General features: G+C 56.5%; 13 protein-coding genes. 12 read left to right on the forward strand and 1 reads right to left on the reverse strand.

Going from position 1 to position 18,124, the window contains the following annotated elements; genetic code table 11:
* Window position 1: 1 nt before the first annotated feature.
* Window positions 2-811, reverse strand: coding sequence for a response regulator (locus DFP98_RS07030; protein WP_181917533.1), 810 nt, complete (start codon window positions 809-811; stop codon window positions 2-4).
* Between the two features lie 279 nt (window positions 812-1,090).
* Between DFP98_RS07030 and DFP98_RS07035 the strand changes: the two genes are divergently transcribed.
* From DFP98_RS07035 to gcvPB, 12 genes are all read left to right on the forward strand, one after another.
* Window positions 1,091-1,408, forward strand: a complete 318-nt coding sequence (locus DFP98_RS07035) for a helix-turn-helix domain-containing protein (RefSeq protein ID WP_181917534.1) — start codon at window positions 1,091-1,093, stop codon at window positions 1,406-1,408.
* A 127-nt stretch (window positions 1,409-1,535) separates the two neighbouring features.
* Window positions 1,536-2,108 (forward strand): Uma2 family endonuclease, encoded by a 573-nt coding sequence (locus DFP98_RS07040; protein WP_181917535.1) that lies wholly within the window; start codon window positions 1,536-1,538, stop codon window positions 2,106-2,108.
* Between the two features lie 452 nt (window positions 2,109-2,560).
* Window positions 2,561-4,306 (forward strand): amylo-alpha-1,6-glucosidase, encoded by a 1,746-nt coding sequence (locus DFP98_RS07045; RefSeq protein WP_116059864.1) that lies wholly within the window; start codon window positions 2,561-2,563, stop codon window positions 4,304-4,306.
* 316 nt (window positions 4,307-4,622) lie between these two features.
* Window positions 4,623-6,368, forward strand: a complete 1,746-nt coding sequence (locus DFP98_RS07050; protein ID WP_116059865.1) for a cache domain-containing sensor histidine kinase — start codon at window positions 4,623-4,625, stop codon at window positions 6,366-6,368.
* Window positions 6,343-7,536: a response regulator transcription factor gene (locus tag DFP98_RS07055; RefSeq protein ID WP_116059866.1), complete on the forward strand. Its 1,194-nt coding sequence runs from the start codon at window positions 6,343-6,345 to the stop codon at window positions 7,534-7,536. Before DFP98_RS07050 ends, DFP98_RS07055 begins: the two co-directional genes overlap by 26 nt.
* 136 nt (window positions 7,537-7,672) lie before the next feature.
* Window positions 7,673-8,998, forward strand: a complete 1,326-nt coding sequence (locus tag DFP98_RS07060; RefSeq protein ID WP_116059867.1) for an ABC transporter substrate-binding protein — start codon at window positions 7,673-7,675, stop codon at window positions 8,996-8,998.
* A gap of 47 nt (window positions 8,999-9,045) precedes the next feature.
* Window positions 9,046-10,026, forward strand: a complete 981-nt coding sequence (locus DFP98_RS07065) for a carbohydrate ABC transporter permease (protein WP_116059868.1) — start codon at window positions 9,046-9,048, stop codon at window positions 10,024-10,026.
* A gap of 14 nt (window positions 10,027-10,040) precedes the next feature.
* Window positions 10,041-10,853 (forward strand): carbohydrate ABC transporter permease, encoded by an 813-nt coding sequence (locus DFP98_RS07070; RefSeq protein WP_116060007.1) that lies wholly within the window; start codon window positions 10,041-10,043, stop codon window positions 10,851-10,853.
* A 28-nt stretch (window positions 10,854-10,881) separates the two neighbouring features.
* Window positions 10,882-14,004 carry a glycoside hydrolase family 2 TIM barrel-domain containing protein gene (locus DFP98_RS07075; RefSeq protein WP_116059869.1) on the forward strand — a complete coding sequence of 1,041 codons (3,123 nt, stop codon included), beginning with the start codon at window positions 10,882-10,884 and terminating at the stop codon, window positions 14,002-14,004.
* Between the two features lie 3 nt (window positions 14,005-14,007).
* Window positions 14,008-14,790, forward strand: a complete 783-nt coding sequence (locus DFP98_RS07080) for an SDR family NAD(P)-dependent oxidoreductase (RefSeq protein WP_116059870.1) — start codon at window positions 14,008-14,010, stop codon at window positions 14,788-14,790.
* Window positions 14,791-14,842: 52 nt separating this feature from the next.
* A complete protein-coding gene (gene gcvPA / locus DFP98_RS07085) occupies window positions 14,843-16,249 on the forward strand; it encodes an aminomethyl-transferring glycine dehydrogenase subunit GcvPA (protein ID WP_116059871.1) in 1,407 nt (468 codons plus the stop codon).
* Between the two features lie 32 nt (window positions 16,250-16,281).
* The gene (gene gcvPB, locus DFP98_RS07090; RefSeq protein WP_116060008.1) at window positions 16,282-17,841 is read left to right on the forward strand and encodes an aminomethyl-transferring glycine dehydrogenase subunit GcvPB; all 1,560 of its coding nucleotides are present in this window, start codon (window positions 16,282-16,284) and stop codon (window positions 17,839-17,841) included.
* The last annotated feature ends 283 nt before the right edge of the window (window positions 17,842-18,124 follow it).

Raw genomic sequence — 18,124 nt, forward strand, 5'->3', positions numbered from 1 at the left:
ACTACCACTCAATCTCCGCATAAGTGCGATATATTCCGTTCTGCAGCTGCGCTTTTAATTGAGCAAAGTAACCGATATCGCTTGTCACAATGGCCGCCGTTCCGTTGCGTTGACGCACGGCTGAGACAAAATCGATCAGCAAAAGCTGCCCTTCCTCGTGACGAATAGGCTCCCATACCTCGATTACATATTTCATTTTGCGAAAATAAAGCAATCCCTGCAGGCATGAACAGAGCAAGCGAACGTTCGAATCGACGATATGTCGCTGGAGGGTGAGTACAGAGCGTCCGTCCTTGCGTACAAGCTCGAAGGGAATATTCGGCATGTGTGGAATCTCTAGTCTCAGCGGCTCTTTTTTCTTCGGAAATCTCTCTAAAGGTTCTTCTTTCCAAGCTGGCGCGAGTTGAACGGGGGTTTGGCTCGAAGCGATAGGAAGGCTGCTTCCGTTCCGCGGATTGCTGAGCACCGCATTCACGACCTCGCACACCTTCTCATCCGTAAAGGGCTTGATGATATAGTGCTTGGCCCCCAGTTTAATCGCGTCATATACTCTGCTGCGCTGTTCAACCGAGCTGATCATGACGATCGTCGCCTCCGAATTCAGCGCGCGAATATGCCGAACCGCTTCAATACCGTCGATTCCGGGAAGCTGAATATCCATCGTGACCAGATCGATATTGTCCGTATACGTCCTGACGGCTTCGCGACCGTCTTCCGCTTCTTTCACGATCCGATGTCCCATCGACTCCAAGATTTCCCGCAGACTGCGTCGAAAAATCGGCGAATCGTCAACTATCATGATATTTGCCATGAGCATCCTCCCTGTGAACTCTCGCAACCCCACAGCGGGCAACCGATGTTCTCGTCGCCTGCAGTATACAAGTCGAATATGTCAAGAAAGTGTCGGAGTTTGGAAAGTGTGCGCGATCATTGCGGCAAATTTGACAAGTCGAGTCTTTTTCAACCATAATAAGGGAAAGTGATGGGGAAGCACCCCGCAAAGAGAAACACGATATTCGTGTTGCTTTGCGGGGTGTTTTCGTATAAAGCAGCCCGAGCAATACATAAATCTCGAAGGAGAGGGATTAGTATGAGCGAGGAACGTTTAGAGAGCAGTTTCGAGAAACTGCTCGCTCAAGCGGAGGGAATTCCAGAAGTCAAAGAGTATCTTGCAAGCATATCGGTTTTTATCGGTGACATTGTATTGGCGCGACGCCTGCAACTGAAATTGACACAAGAGGAACTTGCCAAACTGGCGGGGACGACACAACGTCAAATCTCATTGATCGAAACAGCGAAGGGCAATGTTGGACAAGTGATTATCGACAACGTATTCAAGGCGTTGAACGTAAAGGATGTTTCGATTTCCTTCCACGATGAAGAAGCAGTCGCGGCCGTAGCGTTATAGATGAACGAATTGACAAGCCGCCTCTTTTTCGTCCATAATAAGGGAAAACAACGGGGAAGCACCCCGCAAAGAGAGACACGATATTCGTGTTGCTTTGCGGGGTGTTTTCGTATACGGAGGCATGGGGATGGGCGATGACAAGAAAGAAAAAACGGCTAAAGTGAAGGAGACGCACGGCACTTATTTTATCGATGAGAGGTACGAGATTATCGGAGGGGTGAGGTACGATTTTCTTACCTCGCCCAAGTTTTCGCATCAGGATGCGCTTGGACGTCTGCATTTGGCGTTTCATTCCGCCTGTTCGGAGGATGGCATCATTTTGCTTGCTCCAATGGACGTTCATTTTGACGAGGAGAACATTTTGCAGCCGGACATCCTATACATTCGTAGCGAAAATAAGGGAATTATCCGGGACGGCTACGTCTACGGGGCTCCCGATCTCGTTGTGGAGATTTTGTCGGGCAGTACGGCGCGGAGAGATAAAACGATCAAGAAATCGACCTATGAGCGCTTCGGAGTGGGGGAATATTGGTTGGTCGATCCGGTCTACCGGCTGGTGGAACAGTTCGCGATTGTCGAAGGCGAGTATCGCCTGCTTGCGACCTTGTCGGAGGAGGACGAGCTTGTGTCCGCTACCGTGCCCTGTCTGACGGTTGATTTGTCGGCTGTTTTTGTGGAAGAGGAAGAGGCAGGAAAGTGAATTTGAGAAAATAAGCATGTGAGCGTATTTATACGATTGATCGTACAAATACTCCGACTTTGTTGGGCGATGCGCCATTTGTGTACGATTAATCGACCAAATGGCCCGCATTAAAGGAAAAGGGATGAGTTTTATACGAAATTCCATCTAAAGTTGGCGTGTGACGACGAACGACCCATACCGGCCCCGGCTTGGACGACGAACGGCCCATAGCCGGCTCCGGCTTGGACTAAGAACAGGGGCTATCAGACCGCTATCGAACACGATCCACCTGTCCGGGAGATACTGAAAAAACAAAAGTGGGAATTTCATCTAACAAAAAGACACCTTGAGCTGCAAAAGTTCGCAATCTATAACATTAAAGCGAACCGGCGAGAACAACCGTCGGTTCTTTCGTATGGCTCCGTCCGTTACAATGAAAGCGCATACCTAATTGTGAAGGAGCCAGTGCCATGAACTTCGATCTGAATATCGTGCCTTTCAGCAGACGGGAATCTTTTCTGGCGATTTCCCTGCTTCCTAAGGCCGACAATAGAGGGCAAGGTTTGTATTTGCGGACGGTGCGCGGAGGAGACGACAAGTTTGATGAGGCGTTTCGTATCGAGTTGATCGACGCTGACGGGGCGGCGATCGCGTTCACAGCCGAAGCGTCGCCGGAGCGGATTCGGCTATATGCTGAAGGCGGCTCGGCACAAGGACTTGCTGCTGCCGAATCTGCACAAGGACAAGCGGCTGCAGAAATTTGCCTTCCCGACGGCCGCACCGCCAGATTCCGCGCTGAAGGCTGCGGCATCCGGCTGACGTTCCGGACGTCGGCGTACGATTATGCTTACGAGGCGGCCGACGGCTGCTGGGAGGTCAACAGCTTTACGCACGAATGCCGGTTTATGCTGTCGTCGCTTGCCGGCGCCATGAGAACGGAAGTACCGTGGGACAAAATCAAAAGCTCGCGCATCGTCGCCGAGTTCGTGCCGGATCAGCAGACGGGCGTCGCGGAGTTCGCCATCGAGGAGTTCCGCACGGTGTGGGAGCCGGGTCGGGTATGGGAACCGTTCGCAGCTGCGGTGAAACGGGTGCGCGAGGAGTTCGCGGGTTGGCTGGAAAACAGCCTCCCCGGTCCGGAACGGCTGCAAGCCGGCCGCGAGCTGGCCGCCTATATTACGTGGAGCTGTCTCGTGCCTGCGGAGGGCTGTCTGACCCGCCCGGCCATGTACATGTCTAAAAACTGGATGACGAACATTTGGAGCTGGGACCACTGCTTTAACGCCATGGCGCTGGTTCGAAGCAATCCTAAGCTTGCTTGGGATCAGTTTATGATTTTCTTCGATCGGCAGGACGAGAGCGGTCTTATTCCCGATTTTATCAACGATAAGTTCGAGCTGTGGAACTGCAACAAGCCGCCGATTCACGGCTGGACATTGGCATGGATGATGCAAAGGACCGATTTCATCAAGGAAGCGCAGCTTCGCGAGGTATACGGCCCGCTGGCCAAATGGACGAAGTGGTGGTTTCGTTACCGCGACGGGGACGGAGACGGCATTCCGCAGTATAATCACGGCAACGACTCCGGGTGGGACAACAGCACGGCGTTTAACAATGGCATTCCGGTCGAGAGCCCGGATCTGGCCGCATTCCTGATTTTGCAAACCGAGCTGTTGGCCGAGATTGCCGGATTGCTCGGACTCGCCGAGGAATCGACCGAATGGCGGCGGCTGGCCGAGGAAACACTGGATAAAATGCTGGCGCATTTCTGGAAGGGCGACCGCTTTATCGCTTGCCGCTCCGGTACGCATGAGCCTTCGGAAGGCGATACCTTACTGCTGTTCGTGCCGATCCTGCTCGGTCGCCGTCTGCCCGATCCTGTTCGCGAAGCGCTGCTCGCCGGGCTTCGCGACGAGAATCGTTTCCTGACGGCGAACGGCTGGGCGACCGAGAGCGTGAACAGCCCCTTCTATTCGCCGGACGGCTACTGGCGCGGACCGATCTGGGCTCCGTCGACGATGCTGCTGGTCGAAGGCGCAGCCGCGGCAGGGGATCGGGAGCTGGCGCGCGAAGTCGCCCGTCGTTTCTGCGACATGCTGAACCGAAGCGGCATGGCGGAAAACTTCGATGCGATCACCGGCGAAGGCTTGCGCGACAGGGCGTTCACCTGGACGTCCAGCGTTTTCCTGATTTTGGCCAACGAATACTTGAACTAGGGCGTGTATGCAAACCCGCTCAGGGGCATCTTTCACCCCCTGCTGCGTCACTTTTGCTTGACGTACCCCCGGTACGCCTGCACAAAAGCTCCTTGCATGGAACGAAAGTTCGGAAATATCTGCTATCCTCGGAGTATGCATACACACCCTAGCTTCGCGAACCGCACTTCTTGCCGTCCGGCCGATTAAGGTCGGGGGAGAAGTGCTTTCGACGTTTTTGTCGGAGGGCGCATTGTATGGCTGTTTTCGTTCGTGCTACACTTCAGATACGAAATTGAACTTGCTTTAGCCAAGCGGACGAAGGGGGCCGGAATCGATGCTCAAATCACTGTTCAAGCCGTTTTCCTCCCGTCTTTCCTACCATAGTATTCGCACGAAGCTGCTCGTCTGCTTCCTGATCGTCACGATTATTCCATTGCTGTCGGTCGGGGCGTTATCCTACTACCAATCGGCGAAGACGATCGACTCCCAGTTCGGCAAATACGGGGAAAATGCCGTCGCCCAGCTGCAGCAGCAGATGAACGCTTATCTGACTAGGATGAGCCAGACGGCGGCCACGATTTATTCGTATTTGCTGGACCCGGCAAGGAGCGGGCTGGGCGATAGCGTTCCGTCTACGTATCGCGACATTCTCGACAAAAACAATTTCGAGTACTTTTTGAAAGCGCTTAGAACGGAAAAGAATGCGGGAATTTATATTATAGGCAGGTCGGGATATTACTATGGAGAGAACAATTTGGACGTGACCAAGCTGGAACGCATTCCGGCCTGGCGGGCGATACCGGACAATCCGGCGGGCGACTACTGGCTCGGCTTCTATCCTCAGAATCACGGGCTCAAGGATCCGGAGGAAGATGAGGAGACTCTAACCGTACTCGGCTTGGCGGAAGCGATCACCAGCCCTTACGGTGCGCTGCGCGGGAGCATGATTCTGATTGAAGAGAACGCGGAAGATTTGCTGCGCATGTTCGAGCTGTTCGAGAACGATACGCAGGCGCATCTGACGATTGCCGATTCGCAAGGACGGATTGTCTACGAAACGGCGGTGGAGTACGAGGCTCGGGATAGCGACATCGTCTGGCACAAGGATATCGAGGCCAACGACTGGACGATCGAAGCGAGGCTCCCGGCCAAGCTTTTCTACCGCTCCTCCGGACTGATCCGCTCGAATACGGTAATTGCGGCCGTCGCGTCGACGCTGCTTGCTTTTGCGCTGGCGTACTTGTTTTCCTCCCGTTTCACCGCGCGCATCAGGCGGCTCAAGGATTCGATGCAGAAGGTCAGCTTCGGCATGCTGCACACGAGAACGAAGGTTGAAGCGAAGGACGAACTGGGCAGTCTGGACGTCAGCTTTAACAACATGGTCGGCGGTATCGAGTCGCTGATCCGCGAAGTCGAGACGAACGAGCGTCAGAAGAAGGAAGCGGAGCTAAGGGCTTTTCATTATCAGATCAATCCGCATTTGCTGTTCAATACGTTGAATTCGATTCAATGGAAGGCGCGGCTGCAAGGAGCGGAGGACATCCGCCAGATGCTGTACCATTTGACGATGGTGCTGGAGGGCAATCTGAACATCTCGCAGGAACTGGTTCCGCTGGGACGGGAGCTGCGGATTATCGAGCATTTTCTGAAAATCCAGGAGGTCCGCTACGGCTCTGTATTTCGATACGAGCAGGAATGCGACGAGGCGCTGAAAAAGTATCTGATTCCCCGAATGACGCTGCAGCCGTTGTTCGAAAATATTTTTTTCCACGGCTTCGAGGATGGCAAGGGAACGATCCGCTTGTCGGTAGAGGACGAAGGAACCTTGCTCAAGCTTGAGCTGGCGGATAACGGGGCTGGCATTTCCCCCGACAAGCTGCAGGAGCTGCTGCTGCCCGGCCAGCGGCGCAAGGGAAGAGGAGGGCTCGGCGTGCGAAACGCCGACCAGAAAATCAAGCTGCATTTTGGGGTGCAGTACGGCTTGACGGTCAAATCCAGTTCGGGCGAAGGAACGACGATTGTGATCAAGTGGCCTAAAAAGGAGGAGAACGCGGATGGACACGGCGACGGGAACGATTAAAGTTATGATTGCGGATGACGAGAGCATTGTGCGCAAAGGGCTGCAAGCCACTGTACCTTGGGAAAAATACGGCATGGAGGTTGTCGCGGACGCCGCGAACGGACGCAAGGCGTGGGAGGCGTTCCAGCTTCATCGGCCGCAAATCGTGATCACCGATATCGTCATGCCCGAGATGGACGGCATCGAGCTGTCGCGTAGAGTGAAGCAGGCTGCGCCGGATACGAGAATTGTTCTGCTCAGCTGCCATCGAGATTTCGAATATGCCAAAGAAGGGCTGAAGCTTGGCGTCTCCGGCTACTTGCTCAAGACGGCGTTCGAGGATGAAGAGCTCGAGGGCATGCTGGAGCAATTTCGCAAGGAATTGTGTGCTTCCAGAACGGACGCCGGGGGCGACTCCGACGAAGGCGTCGCCGAGGAAAGATTGGGCACGCAATTGTATGCCTGGCTTAGCGGTCATAGCGACAAGTTTGCCCGCGAGCTGGAGAAGCTGGCCGAGGCGCGTTCGTGGCGGGAACGGGCGCTTTATGTCTATGTGATCAAATCCGGCTTAAACTGGCGGGACGCTGCGGACATACTAAGTCGGGATGACACATTAAAGAACGAGGGAGCCTTAATCCCATTCAGCGAGGAGCGTTGGTACTGGATGCTCCCGGCCGCGCTTGCGGAAGCCGCAAGCGGCTGGCTTGTAGAGCGCAAGAGCGAGCATGCGGAACTGTTATGGTCGCGTTCCGGCCCTGTAGAAGGCCCGCAGCAATGGCTGCGAGCGATTTCCGAGCTGCACAAGGAAGCGGAAATGGAAAAAGCATACGGCGTGTCGTCCGGAGAGTGGCCGGAACCGATCTGGAAGGCGCTCCGACTGATGCACGACAATCCGTCCGCGGATTGGTCGGTCAGCGACGTAGCCGGACAGGTCGGTCTTAGCCGCAGTCATTTCTCGATTTTGTTCAAGAAATCGGTCGGCCTCAGCTTCGTCGCTTATCAATATAAGCGCAAGCTGAAAATCGCCCGCGAATTACTCAAGGACACTTCCCTGACGATGCAAGACATTGCCGAGCGAACCGGCCTTGGCGACAGCAAATATTTTAGCAAATGGTTTAAACGCTGCACCGGGCAGACGCCAAGCCATTACCGGACGCAACAAAAAGACGGCGCGTCCCGAACAGAATGACACCCGGCCTCCAACATCGAACAAAAGCGCACGAAGGTCCGAATAGATGTCCGTTTTGAACCGCTTTCATGTCCTCTATGATAGGGATGTAAGCGGTTCACTTATTTTGAGCACATTCCACGGGGAGGCAGCACAAATGAAAAAGAAAAGCTCTGCTCTGCTATTGGCCACAATGATGGGCGTCTCGTTGTTAAGCGCTTGCGGCGGAGGCGGCGACAAAGCCGGCAATGGCACGCCGTCCGCATCGCCATCCGCATCGCCGTCCGCCGGCTCCAGCTCCGAAAACACCGGCGGCTCCGAAAATGCCGGATTGACGGGAACGATCCGCTTCGCTTCCTGGGATACCGGCGATGCTTTGAAAATTCAGCAGGACATCGCCAAAAAATTCGAGCAAAGCCATCCCGGCACGAAGGTCCAAGTGGAAGCGTACGCCGACGGCTTCGATCAGAAGCTGGCCGCCGGCTTCGGAGCGGCGAACCCGCCCGACGTTATGTACATGTGGGATTTTCCGACGTATCATCAATCGCTTGAGCCTTTGGACGATTTCGCTTCCAAGGACGCCAGTCTGAATATTGAAGATTTCTATTCCGGTCTTTTCAACTACGGCAAGATCGACGGCAAGCTGTACGGCATTCCGGTCGGTTTTACGACCCGAGTCGTGTATTACAACAAGAAGCTGTTCGATGAGGCGCAGGTGCCTTATCCGCAGGACGGTTGGACTTGGAGCGATTTCCAGGACATCGCCGCCAAGCTGACGGATAAGAGCAAGAAGCAGTACGGCTTCGGAGTTCGCGCTTCGAACGATACGTACGATCTGCAAGGCTTCGTATGGAGCAACGGCAGCTCGTTTATCTCCGACGACGGTAAGACGATCGAGGGCTATATGAATAGTCCGGAAACGGCGGAAGCGATTCAAATCTTCGGCGATCTGGTGAAGAACGGCTCGGGTGTGCTCGTCGGGGGCAAAGGCCAGCAGAGCGGCGAGGATATTTTCAAAGCCGGCAAGCTGGCGATGTGGGAGAGCGGAATTTGGCCGCTTGGAGGCTTCAAGGAAGCAGGCATCGATATCGGCACGGTGGAAATGCCGGCATTCCCGGGCAAGCCGGTCAAAGGCATCATCGCCGAATCCGCGCTGTCCATCGCCAAAGATTCGAAGCAGAAAGAGCTGGCCTGGGAGTTCGTGAAGTTCTATGTCTCCGCCGAAGCGATCAAGATGCGCACAGCCGACTTGCCTGTTCGCGTCAGCGTCGTTAACGAGCTGAAAGTAGATCAAGACCCGCTGTACAAACCGTTCTACACGATGCTGGAGCGCTCCGACAATACGCCGGCCTTCCTACTCAACTCCAAATGGAACGAAGTCAATCGCCATCTGGAAGCAGCGGTCGAAGCAGTCGTTCACGGCGCCTCCGCTCAAGAGGCCCTAAATTCGGCGGTTAAGGACGGTACTCGTTACTTGAAATAAGTCGGTTAGACTTTTTGAACTACCCCTTAAAGAAGGAAGGTTAAGAGATGGCTAAAATCGCCCCCCAAGCGGCAACATACGCAGCCACCCTCAAGCCTGCAAGGAAACGCGGATGGGGTAGGGTCTCGCCCTACCTCTTCGTTTTTCCCTGGCTGTTCGGATTTCTCGCGTTTACGTTAGGTCCGCTGATTTTTTCGCTCGTCATCTCGTTCTTCGACTGGCCGATCGTCGGTCAAGTGAAATTTGTCGGCTTCGGCAATTACGTCGAGATGTTTACGCAGGATTCGCTGTTCTGGAAGTCGTTCGGCGTAACCGTCAAGTTCGCCGCGCTGTTCGTGCCGCTGAACATTGTCGTTGCGCTCGGCCTCGCTATGCTGCTCAATCAGAACGTGCGCGGCAGCGCCTTTTTCCGCACCGCCTTCTACTTGCCCTCCGTCATTTCCGGCGTTGCGCTGGCGATGATCTGGGCGTGGGTATACAGCGGCGAATACGGCATTTTGAACTTTTTCCTCTCGCTTGTCGGCATTGACGGTCCGGATTGGCTGAACGATACGAAATGGTCGCTCGTCGCTATGGTCATCGCCAGTCTGTGGGGACAGGGCTCAATGATGCTCATTTTCCTGGCGGGCCTGAAAGGCATTCCGAAGGATTTGTACGAATCCGCGTCGATCGACGGCGCCGGCAGATTCAGACAGTTCCGCAGCATTACGATCCCGATGCTTAGCCCTACCGTGCTGTTTAACCTGATCACATCGATTATCGCGGCGTTCCAGCAGTTGACCTTGGCCCTCGTATTGACTGGGGGAGGTCCGCTCAAATCGACTTATTTTTACGCGATGTACATGTACGAGAACGCCTTCAAATATTTCAAAATGGGCTATTCCGCGGCGAACGCCTGGTTCATGTTCATCATCGTGCTCGGGCTGTCGTTCCTCGTCTTTAAGTCGTCCGCGGCTTGGGTCTATTATGAGGGAGAAATCAAGAGCGGTTCGAAGACGAAGTCCGGTGCCAGGAGGCGGTCCGCATGAGCATTAGCAATAGCATGAGAAAAACGTTCATATACGCGATGCTGGCGTTCTGCTCGCTGCTGTTCATCGCTCCGCTGTTCTGGGCGCTGACGACAGCGCTGAAGGACCCGACCGAGCTATATCAATTCCCGCCGAAATGGCTGCCTTCCGTATGGAAGTTCGGCAACTTCGCGGAGGCTTGGACGGTGCAGCCGTTTAACGTGTTTCTGAAAAATACAGTGGTCGTAACCGTGATGGCGACGCTAGGGCAGCTTATCTCATGCGCGGTAGTGGCCTACGGTTTTGCCCGTTTCGAGTTCAAGGGACGCAACTTCCTGTTCCTCGTCGTGCTGTCGACGATGATGATTCCATGGGAAGTGACCATGATTCCGCAGTATATGGAGTTTAACTATCTCGGCTGGATCAATACGCTGAAGCCGCTGATCGTACCCGCCTGGTTCGGCTCGGCTTATTTCATCTTCCTGCTGCGGCAGTTTATTTTGACCATTCCTCGCGAATTGGACGAGGCGGCGACGATCGACGGGGCGAGCAAGCTGGGCATTTTCCTCCGGATTATTGTACCGCTTATGGGACCTGCGCTGATTCTGGTCGGCGTCTTTCAAATGATGAGCTGCTGGAACGATTACCTCGGCCCGCTCATTTTCCTGAACGATCAGTCGAAGTATACGCTGACGCTTGGCTTGGCGCAGTTCAAAGGGATGTTCGGCGTCGATATGCAGTCGATTATGGCGATTACGTCGCTGATCTCGATTGTGCCGCTGGCGGTATTCTTCTTCGCGCAGAGGTACATTGTCGGAGGCATTGCGGGTACGGGCATTAAAGGATAGAGAGAGAACTGGGAGGAGAAAAGACACCATGCAGAACATCAATGCGGCAAAGGACTGGGAGAATCTTCAGGTGCTGGAGCGGGGAAGAACGGCAAGCAGAGCTTACTTCGTACCGTTCCCGGAGGCCGGGGCAGCGCTGGGCTATGATCGGGGAAGCTCTCCCTGGTTCAAATCGCTGAACGGCGTCTGGAAGTTCAAATATGCGGTAGGGCCGGAGCTGGCTCCGGAAAAATTTTACGAGGAAGGCTATGCGATCGGCGCATGGGACGACATTCGGGTGCCGGGACTTTGGCAGCTGCAAGGCTACGGCAGCCCGCATTATACGGATTTGGACTATCCGATCCCCGTCGATCCGCCGCATGTGCCAAACGATAATCCAACGGGCTGCTATGTTCGAGAGTTCGAGCTGCCGGAGTCCTGGGACGGGAGGCAGATTGCGCTTAAATTCGACGGTGTGGACAGTGCGTTCCATGTGTGGGTTAACGGCCAGTTTGTCGGGTATAGCCAAGGGAGCCGTCTGACCTCGGAGTTTGACGTGTCGCCGTTTGCTGTGGCGGGAGTTAACCGATTGGCGGTGCGCGTCTATCAATGGTCCGACGGCAGCTATTTGGAAGATCAGGATATGTGGTGGCTGAGCGGGATTTTCCGCGACGTGTACTTGGTGGCCGAGCCTGCGACTGTTCGTATCTTTGACTATCGGGTTGTAACCGAACTGGTAAACAGCTATCGGGACGCGGTGTTGAATGTAAGTGTGAGTTTGGCCGGATCTGCCGTTGCGGGGCGGGTGGCTTTGCGGCTGCTGGATGTGGACGGTTCGGAGGTTGCGGTAGCGGAGAGCGCGGTGGACGGCGGTAACATGGACTTCGCCGTACCGGTTAGAAGTCCGGAGCTATGGAGCGCGGAAAACCCGGCTCTCTATCATCTGACATTGGAGCTGTTCGACGGCGAAGAACGTTTGGTCGAGGCTGTGGCCCAGCGCGTCGGTTTTCGCCAAATCGAAGTCCAAGACGGCGTGTTTCTTGTGAATGGCAAAGCGATTTTGCTAAAAGGCGTAAACCGGCACGACCATCACCCGGATACGGGACGCACCGTGTCGCTTGCGACGATGCGTCAGGACGTGCTGATGATGAAACAGCACAACATTAATGCGGTGCGGACGGCGCATTACCCGAACGACCCGCGTTTCTACGACCTGTGCGACGAATACGGCCTATATGTGATGGAAGAAACCGATCTGGAGACGCATGGCTTCGAGCCGCTTGGCAACATCTCTCGTCTCAGCGACGATCCGCAGTGGAAAGACGCTTACGTCGATCGGATGCGCCGTATGGTGGAGCGGGACAAAAACCATCCGTCCGTGCTGTTCTGGTCGCTCGGCAACGAATCGGGCTTCGGCTGTAATTTCCGCGCGATGTCGGATTGGTGCAAGCAGGCCGATCCGACTCGCCTCATCCATTACGAGGAGGATCGGGAAGCGGAAGTGTGCGATGTCGTCAGCACGATGTATTCCTCGGTTGAGAAAATGGCAGGCTTCGGCAAGCTGGAGGATCATCCGAAGCCGCATGTGCTGTGCGAGTTCGCTCATGCGATGGGCAACGGTCCGGGCGGGTTGAAGGAATATTTCGAGACGTTCGACGCGTACCGCAGATTGCAGGGCGGCTTTGTCTGGGAATGGATCGACCACGGCCTGACCTTCCGCAAGCGCAACGGCTGCATCGACTACGCTTACGGCGGAGACTACGGCGACGAGCCGAACAACGGCAACTTTGTCATCGACGGACTTGTTCGTCCCGATCGTACGCCGTCTCCGGGTCTGATCGAATACAAAAAAATCATCGAGCCGGTTCGCGTGCATCATCTGGGCGACAACCGGGTGCGCATCGAGAATCGTTACGATTTTCTGACGCTGGATCATCTCAGCGCTTCCTGGTCTCTTGCGGTTGGCGGACGGCCGGTCAAGAGCGGCTTGCTGGTTTTGCCGCGCATCGCTCCGGGGGAAAGCGCCGAGCTGGAGGTGCCGTGCGGCGAGTTAGGTTCAGGCAGCGGGGAAGAAAAGTGGCTGAACGTAAGCTTTGCGTTGAAGGCGGACCAGCCGTGGGCGCAAGCCGGGCATGAAGTCGCTTGGGCGCAATTCCTGCTTCGCGAGGCGAACTTGCAGGAGGCATTAGTTGGCAGCGAGGCGAAATTGCAGGCTGTGGAGGGCAACGGTGCAGTGGAGAGCTTGTCGTGCTCCGAGGAAGGCCGCCGAATTATAGTCGGCAACGCCGAGTTCCGAGCGGCGCTGGAGGCTTCGCGGCCGGGATTGGGCTGTTGGACGGCGAACGGAAAGACGCTGACGCTGGGCGGACCTCGCCTCAACTTCTGGCGCGCGCCGATCGACAACGATATGTATGTTGTAGCGGACTGGCGCAAAGCGCATCTCGACAAGCTGACCGAGCGGGTCGACGGCTTCCGCTGGGAGCGTCTCGGCGAGAGCGCGATTCGCGCAAGCTGGACTTCGCGGATTGCGCCGCCGGAGCACGACTGGGGCTTCCGCTGCGAGACGTCGTATACGTTAACGGGCTCGGGGCTGATCGTCATCGATGTGCACGGCGTTCCGATAGGCAAGCCGCCGGCGATGCTGCCGAAGATCGGACTGCAGCTGGAGCTGCCCGGAGATGCGGAACATGTGGAATGGTACGGCAGAGGGCCGTGGGAGAATTACTCGGATAGCAAGCAAGCGGGCAAGTTCGGCGTATACGCCAAAACCGTAGACGAGCTGTTTACGCGTTATGTATATCCGCAAGAGAACGGCAATCGCACCGATGTTCGCTGGATGTCGGTGACGGACGGAGCGGGCATCGGCCTGTTGGCGGCCGGGGCGCCGACGCTGGAATTCAGCGCGCGGCGGTATACGGATCGCGACTTGGAGAAGGCAAAACATGAGAGCGATCTTGAGCCGCGGGAATTTATCACATTGAATTTGGATTATCGTCAGAACGGACTGGGCAGCAATAGCTGCGGTCCGGCGCAGCTGCCGCCTTACGCGGTCGGTTCGGAGGAGTTCCGGTTCCGTATTTTGTTGGCGCCTTATTTGGCGGGGAATCATGCACCGAACAGGTTGAGTCTGCGAATGGCTGCGGAAGCGGCGCAATGGACGAAAGGGGAATAAACGATGCTGAACACAGCCGACGTATTGAATTTGACGGGCAAAGTGGCGGTTGTCACAGGAGGAGCTTCCGGCATCGGCTTGGCGACGGCGGAGCTGCTGGCGAGCTTCGGAGCGCATGCGGTGCTGCTCGACATTAACGATGAGCTGGGAGAGCGGGCGGTCGCGGGCATTCGCGGCCAGGGAGGAACGGCCAGCTACTATCGCTGTGACGTTTCCTCTTCCGAGGACTGCAAGCGGGTAGCCGCGGAGATGGATTCCGCCTGCGGCCGGATCGATATTTTGTTCAACAACGCCGGCATCATTCGTCGACGGACCGTCGTCGAGCTGGAGGAGCGCGACTGGGATCTTGTGCTGGACGTGTCGCTCAAGGGCGTTTATCTGCTGTCCAAGTACGTTATTCCGATTATGGAGCGCGGGGGCGGCGGCAGCATTATTAACTCCGGTTCCGGCTGGGGATTGAAGGGCGGCGATCGCGCTGCCGCTTATTGTGCCGCCAAGGCGGGGGTCGTGAATCTGACCAAAGCGATGGCGATCGATCACGGCGTGCAGAACATTCGCGTCAACTGCGTTTCTCCGGGCGACACGGACACGCCGCTGCTGCGCGACGAAGCGAAGCAATTGCAGCGGGACGAGGCGGCGTTCCTCGTCGACTCCGCCAAAGGCCGGCCGCTGGAGCGGCTCGGCACGCCGCGCGACATCGCCAATGCGGTGCTGTTCCTCGCAAGCGACTTGTCGTCGTGGGTGACCGGCAGCGTGCTTGTCGTCGACGGCGGCGGTATTGCGTGAGTTAGATCAGCTTAGGTTGAAGTGCAACCCTATAGAAACGGAGGCGTTCCCTTTGTCCGAAAATAGAGCTTTTGCTCATCCCTATATTCCGAATACGGTGCCCGAGGTCCAGGAAGCGATGCTGAAGGAGATCGGCCTGACGTCGATCGAGCAGCTGCACGAGGCCATTCCGGACAGCTTAAAGCTGGACGGATTGATGGACCTGCCTCCGGCGATGAACGAGTACGAGCTGCGCCGACATGTGGAAGGTTTGCTGGCGAAGAACAAGCACGCCGGAGCGGGCGGCTATTTGAACTTCCTTGGTGCAGGCTGCTGGCAGCATTTTGTTCCGGCGATTTGCGACGAGATTAACCAGCGCTCCGAGTTCGTCACGGCGTACGCCGGTGAACCGTATGAGGATCATGGCCGCTTCCAGTCGCTGTTCGAATATCAGAGCCTCGTCGCCGAACTGGTCGACATGGACGTCGTTAACGTGCCGACGTTCGACTGGGCGCAAGCTGCGTCCACAGCGATTCGCATGGCGGGTCGAATGACCGCCCGCCCAGTCGCGTTGTTGCCAAAGTCGGTCGATCCCGACAAAGCCAAAATCATCCGCAACTACTGCACGCCGGTCATGGAGCTGCGCGAGCTGGAGATCGACCCCGTTACGGGCAAGCTCGACATGGAAGACCTTCGCCGCAAGCTGACGGAAGAGGTTGCTGCCGTTTATTTCGAAAATCCGGGTTATCTGGGCATCATTGAGGATCGCGGCGCGGAGATTGCGGCGTTGGCCCATGCGGCTGGAGCGATTTCGATCGTCGGCGTAGACCCGATTTCGCTTGGCCTGCTGGAGCCGCCGAGCCGTTACGGCGCCGATATTGTTTGCGGCGACCTGCAACCGCTTGGCATGCATATGAATTACGGCGGCGGCCAGTCCGGTTTTATCGCTACTCATGACGAGGAGAAGTTTGTCATGGAGTATCCTTCCCGCCTGTTCGGTATCGTGCCGACGGAGGTGGAGGGAGAGTACGGCTTCGGAGATGTCGCCTACGAGCGGACGTCGTTCGCTCTGCGCGAGAAAGGCAAGGAGTCGGTCGGCACGCAAACCGCGCTATGGGGTATTACGGCCGGCGTTTACTTGTCCTTGCTCGGGCCTCACGGCATGAGCGAGCTGGGCGAGACGATCGTGCAGAAGGCGCGTTACGCCGCTCGCAAGCTGGCGGATATCCCCGGCGTAACGCTGCGGTTTGCCGCGACGGATTTCTTCAAGGAATTCGTCGTCGACTTCGGCGGTACGGGCTTGACGGTGGCCGAGATCAATCGGCGGCTGCTGGCCGAAGGCATTTTCGGAGGTAAAGACTTATCCGCAAGTTATCCCGAATGGGGACAGTGCGCACTCTACTGCGTAACCGAAATTCATGCCCAGGCCGATCTGGATCGGCTCGCGGACGCGATCAGAAAGGTTGTGAGCCCTCAATGAGCCACGCACCGACGAACAAATCATCCGGCCCTATGCAGCGGATTCGCCGGGATCATAAAGCCCGCAACTTCCACCAAGCCAAATGGGATGAGCCGGTCGTATTCGAGCTTCACCGTCCGGGCGAACGGGGCGTGATTCCGCCGGGAACGGAGGCAGGCATTGCGTCCGAGGTCGGAGGAGCGGCCTCGCTCATCCCGGCCGCGATGCGCCGCACCGAAGCGCCCAAGCTGCCGGAGATCGGTCAAGCCAAGGTGCTGCGCCACTATCTGAGGTTGTCTCAGGAGACGCTGGGCTCCGATCTGAACGTCGAGATCGGGCAAGGCACTTGCACGATGAAATATATTCCGCGCATTAACGAAATGCTGATCCGCACGCCTAGCATGATGGAGCTGCACCCGCTGCAGGACCCGTACTCGGCTCAGGGGATATTGGAGGTTTATCACCGGCTAGATTTGGCGGTGCGCGAAATTTCCGGTATGGACGCGTTCTCGTTCCAGCCGAGCAGCGGCACGCAGGCATTGCTGGCGATGGCTTCCATCGTTCGCGCCTATCATGATTCTCGCGGCGAAGGGGAACAGCGCGACGAGATCATTACGACGATTTTCTCCCACCCGTCCCAGGCGGCGACCGCAGCGGTCAAAGGCTACAAAATCATCACTTTGCATCCCGACGAGGACGGCTTTCCCGATCTGGAGAAGCTGAAGGACGCCGTCTCTGAACGTACGGCAGGATTCGTCGTCGCCAATCCGGAGGATACCGGCATCTACAATCACCGGATTCGCGAGTTTACCGACGTCGTACATGCGGCGGGCGGCGTCTGCTTCTACGATCAGGCGAATGCCAACGGGCTGCTCGGCATTACGCGGGCGAAGGAAGCGGGCTTCGACATGTGCTTCTTCAATCTGCACAAGACGTTCGCCGCTCCGCATATGTGCGGAGGCCCGGCAACGGGGGCGCTCGGTGTGGCGGAGCCTTTTGTGCAATTCCTGCCGGGACCGCTCGTTGTGCACGAAGACGGCAAATATGCGCTGAAGGATCAGCCGGACGCGAGCATCGGCAAGGTGCGCAGCTTCCATGGCGTCGCCCAGACGGTTCTGCGCGCTTACGCTTGGATTATGGCTCTCGGTGCGGAAGGGCTGCGCGATGTCGCTCGCATTGCCGTGCTGAACAACAACTACCTGTATCATAAAATTTTGCAAATTCGCGGTGCTAGCGCTCCATATATTAAAGGCCGTCGACTGGAGCAGGTGCGTTACAGTTGGAAGCAATTGACGGACGAGACGGGCGTGACGACGGAGGACATCACGCGGCGGATGTGCGACTTCGGACTCCATTACTGGACATCCCACCATCCGTATATCGTGCCGCAGCCGTTCACCTTGGAGCCGACCGAGTCCTATTCCAAAGAGGATTTGGATGAGTACATTCAGGCTTTGGCGCACATTTCCGAGGAAGCTTACACGAACCCGGACATCGTGAAAACCGCTCCGCACAGCAGCACCGTACACCGCAACGACGAATCGTCTCTCGACGATCCGGCCCAATGGTGCATCACTTGGCGGGCGTACTTGAAGAAGACACAATCGAAGTAACGTGAGATGAGGGAGGACCCCGGTTAAGGGGTCTTTCTATTTCTCGCATCACTCGCTGCGGACGAGGCAAATAAGTCCGCCTGAGGGACTTATCCCACGCGGCATCCCGCGGAAGAGGCGTATAAGTCCGTCTGAGGGACTTATCCCACGCGGCATCCCGCGGGAGAGGCGTATAAGTCCGCCTGAGGGACTTATCCCACGCGGCATCCCGCGGGAGAGGCGTATAAGTCCGTCTGAGGGACTTATCCCACGCGGCATCCCGCGGAAGAGGCGTATAAGTCCG

It is taken from the genome of Cohnella phaseoli (assembly GCF_003386235.1).
Lineage (GTDB): Bacteria > Bacillota > Bacilli > Paenibacillales > Paenibacillaceae > Cohnella > Cohnella phaseoli.

Bases quoted from the DNA above. Each gene is read 5' to 3' on its own strand.
- DFP98_RS07030 (WP_181917533.1), bottom strand. From the start codon at position 811: ATGGCAAATATCATGATAGTTGACGATTCGCCGATTTTTCGACGCAGT.
- DFP98_RS07035 (WP_181917534.1), top strand. From the start codon at position 1,091: ATGAGCGAGGAACGTTTAGAGAGCAGTTTCGAGAAACTGCTCGCTCAA.
- DFP98_RS07040 (WP_181917535.1), top strand. From the start codon at position 1,536: ATGGGCGATGACAAGAAAGAAAAAACGGCTAAAGTGAAGGAGACGCAC.
- DFP98_RS07045 (WP_116059864.1), top strand. From the start codon at position 2,561: ATGAACTTCGATCTGAATATCGTGCCTTTCAGCAGACGGGAATCTTTT.
- DFP98_RS07050 (WP_116059865.1), top strand. From the start codon at position 4,623: ATGCTCAAATCACTGTTCAAGCCGTTTTCCTCCCGTCTTTCCTACCAT.
- DFP98_RS07055 (WP_116059866.1), top strand. From the start codon at position 6,343: ATGGACACGGCGACGGGAACGATTAAAGTTATGATTGCGGATGACGAG.
- DFP98_RS07060 (WP_116059867.1), top strand. From the start codon at position 7,673: ATGAAAAAGAAAAGCTCTGCTCTGCTATTGGCCACAATGATGGGCGTC.
- DFP98_RS07065 (WP_116059868.1), top strand. From the start codon at position 9,046: ATGGCTAAAATCGCCCCCCAAGCGGCAACATACGCAGCCACCCTCAAG.
- DFP98_RS07070 (WP_116060007.1), top strand. From the start codon at position 10,041: ATGAGAAAAACGTTCATATACGCGATGCTGGCGTTCTGCTCGCTGCTG.
- DFP98_RS07075 (WP_116059869.1), top strand. From the start codon at position 10,882: ATGCAGAACATCAATGCGGCAAAGGACTGGGAGAATCTTCAGGTGCTG.
- DFP98_RS07080 (WP_116059870.1), top strand. From the start codon at position 14,008: ATGCTGAACACAGCCGACGTATTGAATTTGACGGGCAAAGTGGCGGTT.
- gcvPB (WP_116060008.1), top strand. From the start codon at position 16,282: ATGCAGCGGATTCGCCGGGATCATAAAGCCCGCAACTTCCACCAAGCC.